Below are 15,151 nucleotides of genomic sequence, written 5' to 3' on the forward strand. Positions count from 1 at the left end.
TCTAGGTTAAATTAAGTCGTGATTAGGTTGGTTCTTTATTGCAATAATCGTTGCACGTTTGGGTGCAGGGTAACCTTCTACCGTTAAACTAACATCATTTGGATCAAGATAATCCACTAACGACTCGTTTTTCATCCATTTAGTTGAGCGCTGTTCTGCCATAGAGGTGACATCAACATCGACACAACGGATATCGGTAAAATCGCATTTTTTAAGCCATAACATTAACGCATCAACGGAGGGTAAAAACCATACGTTGTTCATTTTGCCGTATCTGTCTTCTGGCATTAAAACCGCATTTTCATCACCATCGATAACTAAAGTTTCTAATACCAATTCGCCGCCCATACGCAGTTGATCACGTAACTGCATTAGATGGTCGATAGGTGAGCGGCGGTGATATAACACTCCCATAGAAAACACTGTATCAAACGCATCAAGTGCTGGCAGTTCTTCAATTCCTAATGGCAATAAATGAACAGGATGCTGATTACCCGCTAAACGCTTAACGGCTTCAAATTGGCATAAAAATAACGGCGAAGGGTCAATACCCACGACACGTTTTGCGCCAGCCCCTAGCATGCGCCACATATGGTAGCCGCTACCACAACCTACATCTAGCACGGTGCGATTCTCTAACGGTGAAATATGTGGTTTTACTCGATCCCATTTCCAGTCACTGCGCCATTCGGTATCGATATCAATACCATGAATATTAAAAGGACCTTTACGCCAAGGTTGAAACAAGCCTAAAAGGTTTTCAAGTTTTTCAGTTTGACCTGCAGTTAATTGGCTGCCATCGCCAATTTTGACACCATTGAATAAATCGATGCTTGTTGGAGTAGGGTAATTAAGTTTGTTAAGGACTTTTTCCCATTTAGGTAAATTGCCGTGTTTATGTTCACGTTGCCACTTTCCTAAAATAGCCGGTAATTCTTCCAACCAGTGTTGTAACGATGAGTCGGCAATTTGTTGATAAAAAGAGCTGAAACTAATCACTTGATAGCCACCATAGATGCGAAATTAAAACATTGGAACCATACAGTTGAATGACTAAAGCCATTATCAGTAAAGCGTTGTTGGTGGATTGTTAAACTGTCTGGGCGCATCACATTTTCAAGTGCGCTGCGTTTTTGGCTGATTTCTAACTCACTGTAGCCATTAGCACGTTTAAAATCGAGGTGTTGTTCATACAGCAATGATTGAATCACATCATCTTCAAAGCAGAGCTTTTCTGAGATCACTAAAATGCCGCCAGGCAATAAGCCTTGAAATATTTTTTTGATCAGGCTATCTCTATCTTGCACCGGTAAAAACTGTAAGGTGAAATTTAACACCACCATCGATGCATTGGTGATTTCTACATCTCTAATGTCACCACAAATTAACTCAACCTCAGTATCACTGACATAAGCCGCGAGATTTTCCTGACATCGAGAAACCATAGACTCGCTATTATCTACTGCGATAATACGGCATTGGCGTTGTTCAATTTGACGACGAATACTTAAGGTAGCAGAGCCTAAGGAGCTGCCTAAATCATAAATATTAGAATTTGGCGTTACATACCTATCAGCAAAATCACCTATCGTATTAATGATTTGTGCATAACCAGGTACAGAACGTCTGATCATATCGTTGAACACACCAGCGACGCGATTATCAAATTGAAAATCTGATATTTTGTCAGTTGCTGTGGCGTAAATTGTGTCTTGTTGAGAGTTCATCTGCAGTAACTTAGGAGTATTATATTGTCATTCTAGCTAATCCTAACAAATAGCAGCAAGTATCCCATTGGAATTTTTGTAAATTATTTTGTTTATTGGCTATTTTCTCGGTAAATTATTCACCTTGTTAGACAATTAGTCGATATAAAACGGTATGATGTACAGTAATTAAAAATAACCAACAAACACATAACCTTTTTCTTCAGAGAAAATACATCTTGCACAAGGGATAGCGCTTGAAGTTCACTCAATTTATATTTGTCATCATAGTCAGTTTAGTGCTCACCACTGCTACTTGGGCTAATACCTCCTCAGATGAGATACTAGTAAGCTCACTACCGAAAACAATATCTATTTCAATGAGTGAAGACGCTTACCCTTATCAATTTGTTGATCAAAATGGTAACCCTTCGGGTTTGATGGTCGATTTATGGCACGAATGGTCAGTTAAGAGTGGCATTAAAGTGATTTTTAAGCCCATGCCATGGAAGGAGTCACTCTCTGCTGTTGAAGAAGGTAAGGTCGATGCCCATATAGGAATGGTAGTAAACGCGAAAAGAAAGACAAAATTTGCTTATGCCAATCAAATAACAACATTAAATAATTACGTTTACCTTCATAATGATATCGCCACTAAGAAAAGCATCACAGATTTAAAACCTTTTAAAATAGGGGTTATCGAAGGCACATCTCATCTCGATGATTTATTAGCCATTGAACCTAGTCTCACATTTAAAACCTTCAAAACTAAACGTGAACTCGTGGACGCGGTAATTGATGGCGAGCTATATGCTTTTGCTGCTATTCAAGGTTATTATCAAGGGATTCCGGTTAATTTTGATTTGGCCAATAAGTATCAAACTTCCGCTAGGATCTCAGTTAATACAGTTAATTTAGCGCCAGCGGTTGCCAAACGGCACAGTCATTGGGTTGCTGAAATTAACCAAGGTTTTGCGCAAATATCAGCGAAGGTGGTTGATGATATTGAGAAACGCTGGTTTGGCCTGAGACGTGAATCAGGCGGCTTAATGATCGCTATGCAAGTTGAAATTGAGCCGTTTGTTGATATAAACCCTGAAGGTCAACCCCATGGTTTATTTGTCGATATTTGGCAGTTATGGTCTGAAAAAACGGGCATCAATATTAATTTCATTTCTAGCGATATGAACGGTAGCATTAACATGGTTAAGAAAGGGCTTGCCGATGTTCATATTGGTTATCCTGAAAGTGACACGATGAACACTGGGTTAAATCGAGCAAATCATTTATACACGGTTAAAAGTCGTTTTTTTAGTTACCAAAAAGAATTAACCAATATTAGTCAAGTTGATGGTAAACGCATTGGTATTTTTGCCACATCTCCTTATATTGTTGAACTGAGAACATTATTGCCTAATGCGCAGCTGCGGTATTACGATTCTATGGCTCAAATGGTCAAAGCGAGCCAAGACGGCGATATTGTCGGCTTTGTTGCATCGAGTGCGACTACGTCACATTACTTACTTAATAATAAAAAATGGGCAGATTTCAATCAGCTCACTTCAACTGAATTTAGCACCCAGATTTATAACCTCACCAATGTTGAAAACACAGAGCTTGCTGAGCGTATCACCAATGGTTTCAAGCTGATTAGTTTGCATGAACTAAATAAAATAGAGCGTAAATGGCTGGTTAATAATGACGACCGCACTTTTATTAGCCGTGATAAGCAAATATTTTTAAGTCATAACGAGCAAAAATATTTGGACTCCTTAGGTGCATTAAAATTGGGCTATTTAGACGACTGGGCACCAATGGAATATCAAAATGAACAGGGTGAGTTTTCTGGCGTTAACAGCGACGTCACTGACATTATCTCTAATCAATTAGGAATTGATATTATTCCAGTTGCTTATCAAGATTGGGATAGCCTTAACAATGATATTAAATCAGGAACCATACACATGGTCGCTAGTATGGCCAAGAGTAAATTGCAGCAGCCTACGCTCGAATTTACCGATGGTTACTGGCCATCTCCTTGGGCCATTGCCACCTCACTCACTGAGCAACCACTATTTAATTTAAGTCAATACACAAGTAAACGGATTGCTGTGGTCAAAGGGTACAGCATCAATAATCAATTAAGGCAACAATTTCCAGGCTTAAAGATCATGCCTGTGGCAGATGTCAAAAGTGGTTTAAAAGCCGTATCTACAGGTCAAGCTGATTTATTTATTGAGCAAGTGGTTACCTTGGCTTATGCACTTAATGAAGGTGGTTTCCCTGATTTAAAAATAGCACTGGTAGCGGATTTAGCAGAGCAAAAAAGTCATATTGGCGTCTATTCAGAACTTAAAAAGCTCATCCCACTAATTAATCGTGCCTTAGAAACTATTGATGAAACAAAGCAGCAGCAAATGTATCAGCAATGGGTGGCCATTGACTTAAGTAGCGAAGCGGATAAATATCAACATTGGTTTAAGATGCTGTTGATAGGGTTAGTTATTGTTAGCGCTATTACATTGTTGGTTATTTGGGGTAACAGGCGGCTGAAGGCAGAAGTGGAGCTTCGTAAACAAGCACAATTAGAAAGTAAATTTGCAGCTGAGCATGATCCTGTGACTCATTTACCTAATCGGTGTTTACTTGATGATAGATTAGCTTGCGCCGTCACCGCTCATCTAAGAGAACAACATAAATTTGCCATTTTATTTATTGATATCGATAAGTTTAAAGCAGTTAATGACACCTATGGCCATCATGTTGGTGATCAAGCATTAGTTGCTATAGCAAATAGCTTGAAAAAAGCGGTTAGAAAATCAGATACAGTTTCTCGATTTGGTGGTGATGAATTTGTCATACTACTGAATAATATCGATAACGCAGAAAGTGCAATTAAGGTGGCTGAAACCATTACTGCTAACCTAACAGAGCCTTTGAGGATTGATGGTATCAGTCTAACGCTTACTGCCAGTATCGGTATGGCGATTTATCCTGATGATGGTGATAACGCCATTGCATTGTTAAAGTGTGCTGATAAAAATATGTACCGCAACAAGAAAAGCGCTAACAACTTAGGTTACCAATAAGCTGAATAGTCTTGATTAATTTCTAACAAATAAACTTAAGGCTTGGCAGCGGTTAACCAAAAATGCAGCAGATCCACAAAAAAAGCATTGGATGATGCTTTTTTGCACGTTTATTGTGCTAACTTTTTCCTAAAGCCGCGTTAATTGCAGTAAACTATTTCAAAGCTTGTAGTAAAATAATGTTCGGATTTATTTATCACGTCATTGACGTTGTTTAAGTACTATAGTTGCTAGCATTATTTATCTAATGTTTAACAGAATTTTTTTTAGAACCTATTACCGAATTAAGGGTAGAGTTAAATGCGCAGTCAATATTGTGGAGACGTCAATAAGTCTCATCTTGGTCAAGAAGTCACCTTAGTAGGTTGGGTAAACCGTAGCCGTGATTTAGGTGGCGTGATTTTTTTAGATCTTCGTGACAGAGAAGGGATTGTACAAGTTGTTTATGATCCGGATTTAGAAGATGTTTTCAAGGTTGCCAGTAGTTTACGTGGTGAATTTTGTGTACAAGTAAAAGGCGTGGTGCGTGCAAGACCAGAAAGCCAAATTAATGCACAAATGAAAACCGGTGAAATTGAAGTATTAGGTAAAGACTTAGTTATTATCAATGCTTCTGCGCCGTTACCACTAAGCATGGATAACTACCAAAACAATAGTGAAGAGCAGCGTTTAAAATACCGCTACTTAGATTTACGTCGCCCAGAAATGGCTGACAGAATCGTATTTCGCTCTAAAGTGACTAGTGCTGTGCGTCGTTTCCTTGATGACAGCGGTTTTTTAGATATTGAAACGCCAATCTTAACCAAAGCTACACCAGAAGGGGCTCGTGATTATCTAGTTCCAAGCCGGACCTATAAAGGTCAATTCTTTGCCTTACCTCAGTCACCACAGTTGTTTAAGCAATTGTTAATGATGTCTGGTTTTGACCGTTATTACCAGATCGTAAAGTGTTTCCGTGATGAAGATTTACGTGCAGATCGCCAACCAGAATTTACTCAAATAGATATCGAAACTTCTTTCATGTCGTCAGATCAAGTGATGGCGAAAACTGAAGAAATGGTTCGTGGTTTATTTAACGACTTATTAAATGTCGATTTAGGTGAATTTCCACGTATGCCATATGCAGAAGCCATGGCACGTTTTGGTTCAGACAAGCCTGATTTACGTAACCCACTAGAGTTAGTGGACATCGCTGATTTGGTTAAAGACGTAGAATTTGCAGTATTCAGTGGTCCAGCTAACGATGTCGAAGGTCGTGTTGCGGCATTACGCATTCCAGCAGGCGCATCTTTGTCTCGCAAACAAATTGACAACTACACTAAGTACGCTGGCATCTATGGTGCTAAAGGCCTAGCGTGGATGAAGATTAACGACTTATCTGCTGGCATTGAAGGTATTCAATCACCAGTACTTAAATTCTTAAACGAAGAAATCGTTAACGAAATTATCAGTCGCACAGGTGCGCAAACTGGTGACATCGTGTTATTTGGCGCTGATAAAGCCAATGTTGTTGCTGAAGCAATGGGAGCACTACGTCTTAAAGCCGGTGAAGATTTTGACCTACTTGAAGGTGAATGGCGTCCATTGTGGGTTGTTGACTTCCCAATGTTTGAGAAAATTAATGGTGGTTTCCACGCTGTTCACCATCCGTTTACCGCAGCATGTGATGTTACCCCGGAGCAATTAGAAGCGGATCCAGCCGCTGCGATTTCAGATGCATACGATATGGTATTAAATGGCTGTGAATTAGGCGGCGGTTCAGTGCGTATTCATAATGCAGAGATGCAAAGCGCGGTATTCCGTATCTTAGGTATTTCAGATGAAGAAGCCAACGAGAAGTTTGGCTTCTTACTTGAAGCATTACGTTATGGTACACCACCTCATGCAGGTTTAGCCTTTGGTTTAGATCGCATTATCATGTTAATGACAGGTGCAAGCTCAATACGTGATGTAATGGCATTCCCTAAAACAACCACTGCGGCATGTCCGTTAACTAATGCCCCAGGTTTTGCTAACCCGCAGCAGTTAGTTGAATTAGGTATCAATGTTATTCCGCAAGAGAAGCCCGCTACTGAAGAGTAATCTAAAGTTTGGCTACATTGATAAAATAACAAACCGAGGCATATGCCTCGGTCTGTTTTTATAATACCTAAGTGTGTAATCTAACAGGTATTGAGACCGGAAATTTAAAGGACTTACCATGGCTGGACACAGTAAATGGGACAATATTAAGCATCGTAAAGCGGCCCAAGATGCCAAGCGTGGCAAATTATTCAGTAAATTTATTCGTGAGTTAACCGTTTCAGCACGAGAAGGCGGATCAGATCCAGGTGCTAACCCGCGTCTACGCGCCGCAATAGACAAAGCTTTATCAAATAATATGACCCGAGACACGGTAGAGCGCGCAGTAAAACGTGGTGCCGGCGAGCTTGATGGTCAGCAGCTTGATACCATTATTTATGAAGGGTACGGCCCAGGTGGCACCGCAGTGATGGTTGAAACCATGACCGACAACAAAAACCGAACTGTCTCTGGCGTACGCAATGCATTCAGTAAGTCAGGTGGTAACCTAGGCACCGATGGTTCTGTCGCTTATATGTTTACAAAATCTGGGGTCATTTCATATCCAAATACTGTCGATGAAGATCAACTGATGGACGCCGCCTTAGAAGCGGGTGCAGATGATGTGGTTTCCCATGATAATGGTGCATTTGATGTACTCACCACGCCTGATGCATTTGGCAGTGTTAAAGATGCCCTAGATGCTGCTGGTTTTGAAGCCGTAAATGCCGAAGTCACCATGATTGCCGGTACTAAAGCCGATTTAGATGCTGATACCGCAGCTAAATTTATGCGCTTGATCGATAATTTAGAAGATCATGATGATGTTCAAGAGGTTTATCATAACGCTGAAATATCAGACGAAGTAATGGAAAGTCTAGGTTAAGGAAACCTTAAAACCGTGACAACAATATTAGGCATTGATCCTGGTTCACGAATTACCGGATACGGCGTCATCAAGTGCCAAGGCAGACAACAACTGTATTTAGGCAGTGGCTGTATTCGAACTTCAGCAGATGATTTGCCGACTCGATTAAAACAAGTTTTTGATGGCATTACAGAAATCATCAAGCAATACCAGCCGGATCAATTTGCCATTGAACGGGTTTTTATGGCAAAAAATGCCGATTCGGCTCTAAAGCTTGGGCAAGCACGCGGCGCCGCCATTGTGGCGGCCATGAATGCTAATTTGCCGGTTGCTGAATACAGTGCAACCCAAATTAAAAGTGCTGTTGTGGGGACGGGGCGCGCGCAAAAAGCGCAAGTTCAGCATATGATCCAGCAAATTTTTAAATTGCCTGCTGCGCCTCAAGCTGATGCTGCTGATGCACTTGGCGTTGCTATTTGTCACTACCACACTTATCAAAGTTTAATTGCGCTGGGTGGAAAAGCTCAAAGCCGCACATATGGAAGATACAAATGATTGGAAGATTATGCGGATTGGTGGTTGAGAAACAGGCCCCAGAAATTGTACTTGATGTTAATGGCGTTGGTTACGAGTTACAGGTACCAATGACCAGTTTTTACGAGTTACCGGAATTAAACCATACCGCAATGCTATACACCCACTTTGTGGTACGTGAGGATGCGCAATTACTTTATGGTTTTATTACTAAGCAAGAGCGGGCGTTATTTCGCTTATTAATAAAAACCAATGGTGTCGGCCCTAAACTGGCGCTTACCATTTTGTCAGGTATGACCGCTGGCGAGTTTGTTAATTGTGTTGAGCGTGATGATATCGTGACCTTAGTAAAACTTCCCGGTGTCGGTAAAAAAACTGCAGAACGCTTAGTTATTGAAATGCGCGATAAACTGAAAAGTTTACTCGAAGCTTCCGTTGGCTCCGAGCGTGAGTTTGCATTGCAAACTAACTATCAACCTGCAGTGGTTGAAAACAATGCCGAAGAAGATGCTATTGCCGCACTAGTATCATTAGGCTACAAACCCGCGCAAGCGAGTAAAGCGGTTATAACAGCTTATTCAGACGGCATGACCAGCGAAGTATTAATTAAAGCCGCGCTAAAATCGATGCTTTAACTCCGGTATTTAATTGCTTAATTAAAGAGATATAAATGATAGAAGCAGATCGCTTAATACAACCACAAGAATTTGAGCAAGAAGTACATATTGATAGGGCGATGCGCCCTAAAATGCTTGAAGACTATACAGGTCAAGATGATACTCGCGCCCAGCTTAAAGTGTTTATAGAGGCAGCGCTTAAACGTGAAGAGGCCTTAGATCATATGTTGATTTTTGGCCCTCCAGGTTTAGGTAAAACTACGCTGGCGATGATTGTTGCCAATGAAATGGGTGTAAATATTAAGTCTACTTCAGGACCTGTACTTGAAAAAGCGGGCGATCTCGCTGCACTACTGACAAACCTTGAACATGGTGATGTGCTATTTATCGATGAAATACACCGCTTAAGCCCAGTAGTGGAAGAAATTCTCTATCCTGCAATGGAAGATTATCAATTAGATATTATGATTGGTGAAGGACCTGCTGCACGTTCCATTAAACTGGATTTACCACCCTTTACTCTAATTGGCGCCACCACCCGAGCAGGGGCGTTAACGTCGCCTTTGCGCGCCCGTTTTGGTATTCCACTGCGTCTTGAGTTTTATAACGTAAAAGATCTTTGTACCATTGTGACTCGCTCAGCCAAAGTCATGGAATTACCCATCGATGAGCAGGGCGCCTTTGAAATTGCAAAACGCTCAAGGGGAACACCTCGTATCGCTAATCGTTTGTTAAGACGTGTTCGCGATTACGCTGAAGTAAAGCATGATGGCTTTGTAACTGCAGAGGTCGCACAAAAAGCGCTGGATTTACTTGATGTTGATTTAGAAGGCTTTGATTATCTAGACAGAAAATTATTATTAGCCATCATTGATAAGTTCATGGGCGGGCCAGTGGGTTTAGATAACCTTGCCGCAGCTATTGGTGAGGACAGAGAAACCATTGAGGATGTATTAGAGCCATTTTTAATCCAACAAGGCTTTATACAAAGAACACCACGTGGCCGAATTGCAACAGATAGAGCATATCTGCACTTTGATATCATAAAACCAGCAGTTTAATTTGTTGTAATAAAAAATGGAAAGCTAAGGCTTTCCTTTTTTTTTACTTATAAATAATGGTGCAGTATTGAATAAATATTCATTATTAACTTATCGACGAATTGTAACATTTATAAATGATTAAAAATAAAACATACCGGATGGCATAATACTCAATTGTTAAATTGTAATAACCTAACACCTGCTTGTGTTGTACTTGTTAAAACCTAATGCTATTTAATTGAGCCATACAAACAATCCTACAGATAAAATTACCTTTCATTGTTATAAATATACTTGTTTAAATAATAACCACGGTTAATAATTCTATAAAGACCCAGTACTGGTGCGGGTTACAGTGTTTTAGATCCTAAACAGATCTTAAACTGAATAAAAACTGACTAAATAAATTTTATATGGCGCAAGCTTCAATAATATTGTGTGATCATTGTCACATATATTCGTTTTGATAAGTATTAAAAATGTTATTTTTGCACTAGATGATAACACTTTATTTGATGGTTATTGGCAGTGTTATTCACTGCTAAGTAAAATAAATTCTATTTTAGCGCGATAGCTACTTATTAGTGTTAACACTTGTACTTGTAAGTTATTAACAAGATAACGGTCAAAAGTTAAAGGTTAGTGGTTTGACGAAATATCTCTGGTTATACAGTATCTAGTTCAACGCAAATTTAAATACTTATTTAATTGCGTACATAGAATAAGAAAAGATATCACCAGGGAGCTACAAATGCTTAAAAGATCTAAATTATCAAACAGCGTAAACGTCGCGTTATTAGCGTCAGTTTCAGCTGCTTCAGCCGTTTCGGTAAGTGCTTACGCAGCAGAAGAATCTGCTAACGTAGAAAGAATTGCAGTAACGGGCTCCCGTATTCAACGTCAAGATATGGAAACAGCATCGCCTGTCACCACGATTGACGCCAGTGCTATCAAAGCGGAAGGTTATAACTCTGTAGATGAAATTCTACAATCTCAACCTGCTATGGCCGGTATGGCTGCAGGTGCGACCACCAACAACGGATCTGATGGTGTAGCGCAAGTTGATTTACGTGGTATGGGTTCAAACAGAACATTAGTACTGTTAAATGGTCGTCGTATGGTGAACTCAGGATCTGGCGCAGACAGTGCAGTCGATTTGAACACTATTCCAGTTGCAATGATTGCTCGTGTTGAAATCTTAAAAGATGGCGCATCAGCAGTATATGGTTCAGATGCTATTGCTGGTGTTGTTAACATCATTACTAAAAAAGACTTTGAAGGTTTCCAGTTTGATATCAATGGCGGTGCAACTGACAAAGGTGATGGCGAGAACCTAGAGCTAAGTGCATTATATGGTTTTGATACCGGCAAAGGTAACGTGACTTTTGGTTTAGCTTACTCAGAGCGTAAAGGTGTAATGCAGGGCGATCGTGATTGGGTTGCTAAGGGTGATAGCTCTTTTATTCCTGAAGGCACTTTAGGTGGCAAACAAATTAACCCTGAGACTGGCGAATGGGGCGATCGTGAATACGGATACGATTTCACCCAAGATAGCTGGTTACAAACGCCAAATAAACGTTACAGTTTTTTTGCTAATGGTAATCACGAATTCTCAAATGACATGATTTTAAGCGGTGATATCCTCTACACTAAACGTAAATCTAATCAAATGATGGCAGCTCAACCAGCTAACTTAGATTTAAAAGTTTGTGAAGGCAATATTAAGCAAGATGACTGTATTACATTAGACGATGCAATGATTGCTGGTGGCGTTGCTGCTGATGAAGACGGCATGATCAACTACCGTAAACGTATGAATGATGTTGGTAATCGTGTTTATGAACAAGAAACAGATACCCTACGTGTATCTGCTGGTCTAGCCGGTTATTTAGATATTAATACCGGTATGGACTGGGATGTGTCTTATACCTACGGCAGTAACAAAGCTGATACTTGGGTACATAATTCAATTCACCAAGGCAACATGATAAAATCAATCAATGCGAATCAAGATGCATGGTTTGGTGGCGATCCTATGAGCCAAGAGATGATTGATGCCGTTAGCTACACAGAGCAAACTGATGGCGGTAACGATCAACATGTTATTGCTGGTGTGATCAGCGGTGAAGCATTTGATTTAGATGCTGGTGCAGTGGCTTTCGCAATCGGTGTAGAGTACCGTCATGAAAGTGGTTATTACAATCCAGATCCAGTAATTATTGCTGGTGAAGGTACTGCAGCGCAGCAAGATCCAACTGATGGCAGCTTTGATGTATTCTCTGTTTACCAAGAAGTCAGTGTTCCTTTCACTGAAAAATTAACTGGTGAGTTTGCACTTCGTTATGATGATTACTCTACTTTTGGTAGTGCTGCAACTTGGAAAGTGGGCTTAACTTATGAGGCGACCGATGATTTAATGCTTCGTACAGTAGCTGCTACTGGTTTCCGTGCGCCAAGTGTCAGCGAATTATTTGGTGGTAACTCAGGTTCATTCGACTACCTAGATGATCCTTGGGGTAATGAGTTAGATGACCAAATTTTAGTTAACTACACCTCAGATGAAAACTTAGATGCTGAGTCGTCAGAATCCTATACTGCTGGTTTAGTTTACTCACCAAGCTATGTTGATGGTCTATCTATCACACTTGACTGGTGGAGATTTAAGATTGATAACGCGATTTCTCGTTTAGACGTTCAAGCAGGTCTAAATAACTGTTTTGCTGGTGATGTAAGTGCTTGTGAAACTTTTAATATTGGCGCTAATGGTGATTTATCTGACCTAAGTAACCCACTAACGAACGTTGGTTATCAAGATACATCAGGTATTGATTTTAACTTAGCATACAGCTTTGAAGCATTTGGTTTGGATTGGAAAATCAATAACGATCTGACTCACTTGATTAAGTTTGAGCAAGATGGCCAAAATTACACTGGTACAATTGGTGGTATGTTCGGTGGTTACGCTGAATACAAAAACAACTTCAACATAAGTGCTAGACAAGGTGATTGGAGTGTAATGTATTCGAACCGTTATATTGGCGAAATGAATGACATCAACACGGATGCTCCGATTGATTCAATTCTTTACCACAATGTTTCGGCAACGTATTTCTTCAGCGACGCAGTCTCAGCTAACATTGGTGTGAAAAACTTAACCGATGAAGAGCCACTGATGATCCCAAGTGAAAACGATGCAGGTACAGTTCCTGAAGTGTATGACACCATTGGTCGTCAAATCTACGCAGGTGTATCATTTAAGTTCTAAGCAATTAAAACTTATATGAATCCAATAAAAAGCCAGCTAACGCTGGCTTTTTTGTATTGTCACCAAGTGACAATCTTAGTTAGATAGTTATTCTAACCATTAAGCTAATTTTTTGCTGATTTTTAACCTAAGCCCTGAGTCGCTGACTTCATTTGGATGAGTTCTATTTTGTAACCATCTGGGTCTTCTACAAAGGCAATTTCGGTGCTTCCACCTGCAACAGGGCCTGGTGCGCGAGTGATATTGGCGCCAGCAGCTGCAATGGCTTCACAGCGGGCGTATATGTCTTCTTCGCCAATAGCTAAATGCCCAAAACCTGTACCCAAATCGTAGCTCTCAGTACCCCAGTTATAAGTTAATTCAACTACAGCTTGTCCAGTTGACTCATCCCCATAACCGACAAAGGCGAGGGTATATTGATATTGCTTGTTTTCTGATTTTCGTAATAATTTCATCCCCATAACTTGGGTATAAAACTCAATGCTACGGTCAAGGTTGCCGACACGGATCATGGTATGAAGAAGTTGTGACATAATATTCTCTATAATTGAATGTATGTAAGTAACTGTTCAAGCATAACAAATTTTCATCTGAGATATAAAATTGATTTCAGGTTAAAATTTACGTTTTAGTTCACAGTTTTGTTGTTAAACAATAGGAAAATAATTATTAAAAGCTAAAATTAACTTATATTCATTTGGAGACAAGATAATGACAACAGAACTAAAAATGGCTCTTGGTACCTCAGTAGTAATCGCAGTATGTTTCAGCGCATTTTTTGTATCAATGTTTTAAAACTTGCTGAAAATATTCACAAAAAACCGCTTATAGCGGTTTTTTTGTGCCTTAAATTTGACTTGGTCAAACTAAGTACCTGTTTGCTTCTTTTTATGGGTAAATTTTGCAGCTTTAGCAAATATGTTAGCTAAGCAAGAACACAATGGTGCTGAAAACATATAAGGTATTTTTAGTTTATTAATCAGCACTAAAACAGCCAGCGGTGCTAACAGGGCAAAGATAAAACCGATAACAAGCTGTTCGATAAAAGAGTGTATGCCTAGTTGACTTAGTAGTGCTCTAGCGGCTCCGCCCGCAACAACATGCATTAGATATATTGCCATTGAACAGCGACCTAAATAAGCAAAAAAACTTAGGTTAAATTTTGCCAGATGAATAGATAAAGAAACGATAAAACCAATTGAAATTATAGCCAGTAACAAAGACTGTATACCTCTATCACGATATTCTAATGACAGATAACCGTGAAATATCCATTGCCCTAATATGAAAGCCAAAAATAATCCGACAAGGGCTAATTTGCTATCAAGCCACTGCGTTTTTATATGCAGTGAAAAAAATAATTCCTAGAGCGAAAAAAGCTGTGTTTTCAGTAATATAATTGATTATTATATCATCTGAAATCATCGAGCTAGTTAAGTACATTATAATGCTGAAAATGCCAAATACAGCGCTGAAGCGTTGTGGTAATAAACGATATGCTAGCGTCGATAATGCAAAGATTAACAATAAAGCATATAAGAACCAAAAATGTGCTCTAGGGGCCCACAACAGTGAAAGGACGTCAGTAAAAGAGGGACTTCCATTGGTGTAGCTAGGTAAAAGTACTTCTAATGAACCTTGTAACATTGACCACAATAAGTAGGGGTAAAAGATAGTATCAATTTTACTGAAAACTAATTTTTTCGGTCCTCTTTTTTGTAATGATGTAACAAAGAATAACCCTGATAAAAAGAAAAAAAGCGGCATGTGAAAACTATAAACTAGGCTATCAGCAAGTTTGTAAAAAGGAACGGGTAAGTCTATGCCCGAATGATAAATGCCACGGGCTACATGTCCATACACCACTAACATAATGCCTATTGCTTTAGCGTATTCAACCCAAGCTGTGTCTTTCTGTGTCACGAAATGTCCTTTTCTAAATGTTGTGCTTCAAACCACAAATAATTC

At 39.7% G+C, this 15,151-nt stretch carries 12 protein-coding genes; 7 read left to right on the plus strand and 5 right to left on the minus strand.

Annotated features, from left to right (window positions below; all coding sequences use genetic code 11):
- Positions 1 to 6: 6 nt before the first annotated feature.
- Together cmoB and cmoA are read right to left on the minus strand one after the other, a co-directional pair.
- Positions 7 to 999 (minus strand): tRNA 5-methoxyuridine(34)/uridine 5-oxyacetic acid(34) synthase CmoB, encoded by a 993-nt coding sequence (gene cmoB / locus AB4140_RS16605; RefSeq protein ID WP_372001804.1) that lies wholly within the window; start codon positions 997 to 999, stop codon positions 7 to 9.
- Positions 996 to 1,727 carry a carboxy-S-adenosyl-L-methionine synthase CmoA gene (gene cmoA, locus AB4140_RS16610; RefSeq protein WP_102437206.1) on the minus strand — a complete coding sequence of 244 codons (732 nt, stop codon included), beginning with the start codon at positions 1,725 to 1,727 and terminating at the stop codon, positions 996 to 998. Before cmoA ends, cmoB begins: the two co-directional genes overlap by 4 nt.
- A gap of 236 nt (positions 1,728 to 1,963) precedes the next feature.
- On the opposite strand from cmoA, the gene AB4140_RS16615 reads away from it, so the two are divergent.
- The 7 genes from AB4140_RS16615 (at position 1,964) to AB4140_RS16645 (ending at position 13,183) form a co-directional block, all read left to right on the plus strand.
- Entirely contained in the window at positions 1,964 to 4,795 is a 2,832-nt protein-coding gene (locus tag AB4140_RS16615; protein WP_372001806.1) for a diguanylate cyclase domain-containing protein, read from the plus strand.
- Positions 4,796 to 5,095: 300 nt separating this feature from the next.
- A complete protein-coding gene (gene aspS, locus AB4140_RS16620) occupies positions 5,096 to 6,877 on the plus strand; it encodes an aspartate--tRNA ligase (RefSeq protein WP_102475518.1) in 1,782 nt (593 codons plus the stop codon).
- Between the two features lie 118 nt (positions 6,878 to 6,995).
- Complete coding sequence (locus tag AB4140_RS16625; RefSeq protein ID WP_372001808.1) at positions 6,996 to 7,742, plus strand: YebC/PmpR family DNA-binding transcriptional regulator; 747 nt, start codon at positions 6,996 to 6,998, stop codon at positions 7,740 to 7,742.
- A gap of 15 nt (positions 7,743 to 7,757) precedes the next feature.
- On the plus strand, positions 7,758 to 8,279 hold the full coding sequence (gene ruvC, locus AB4140_RS16630; RefSeq protein ID WP_102475520.1) for a crossover junction endodeoxyribonuclease RuvC: 522 nt from the start codon (positions 7,758 to 7,760) through the stop codon (positions 8,277 to 8,279).
- On the plus strand, positions 8,276 to 8,893 hold the full coding sequence (gene ruvA / locus AB4140_RS16635; RefSeq protein WP_102437215.1) for a Holliday junction branch migration protein RuvA: 618 nt from the start codon (positions 8,276 to 8,278) through the stop codon (positions 8,891 to 8,893). The genes ruvC and ruvA overlap by 4 nt, the downstream gene beginning before the upstream one ends.
- Positions 8,894 to 8,928: 35 nt before the next feature.
- Positions 8,929 to 9,936 carry a Holliday junction branch migration DNA helicase RuvB gene (gene ruvB / locus AB4140_RS16640; RefSeq protein WP_076536398.1) on the plus strand — a complete coding sequence of 336 codons (1,008 nt, stop codon included), beginning with the start codon at positions 8,929 to 8,931 and terminating at the stop codon, positions 9,934 to 9,936.
- Positions 9,937 to 10,669: 733 nt separating this feature from the next.
- Positions 10,670 to 13,183, plus strand: coding sequence for a TonB-dependent siderophore receptor (locus tag AB4140_RS16645; RefSeq protein ID WP_102437217.1), 2,514 nt, complete (start codon positions 10,670 to 10,672; stop codon positions 13,181 to 13,183).
- A gap of 122 nt (positions 13,184 to 13,305) precedes the next feature.
- Here AB4140_RS16645 and gloA read toward each other — a convergent pair whose 3' ends face one another.
- The 3 genes from gloA to AB4140_RS16660 form a co-directional block, all read right to left on the minus strand.
- The gene (gloA, locus tag AB4140_RS16650) at positions 13,306 to 13,716 is read right to left on the minus strand and encodes a lactoylglutathione lyase (RefSeq protein WP_102437219.1); all 411 of its coding nucleotides are present in this window, start codon (positions 13,714 to 13,716) and stop codon (positions 13,306 to 13,308) included.
- Between the two features lie 333 nt (positions 13,717 to 14,049).
- The gene (locus AB4140_RS16655; RefSeq protein WP_372001811.1) at positions 14,050 to 14,478 is read right to left on the minus strand and encodes a hypothetical protein; all 429 of its coding nucleotides are present in this window, start codon (positions 14,476 to 14,478) and stop codon (positions 14,050 to 14,052) included.
- Positions 14,479 to 14,506: 28 nt separating this feature from the next.
- The gene (locus AB4140_RS16660) at positions 14,507 to 15,106 is read right to left on the minus strand and encodes an acyltransferase family protein (protein WP_372001813.1); all 600 of its coding nucleotides are present in this window, start codon (positions 15,104 to 15,106) and stop codon (positions 14,507 to 14,509) included.
- Between the last annotated feature and the right edge of the window lie 45 nt (positions 15,107 to 15,151).

This window comes from Shewanella sp. 10N.286.51.B2 (genome assembly GCF_041469265.1).
In the GTDB taxonomy this organism is placed as follows: Bacteria; Pseudomonadota; Gammaproteobacteria; order Enterobacterales; family Shewanellaceae; genus Shewanella.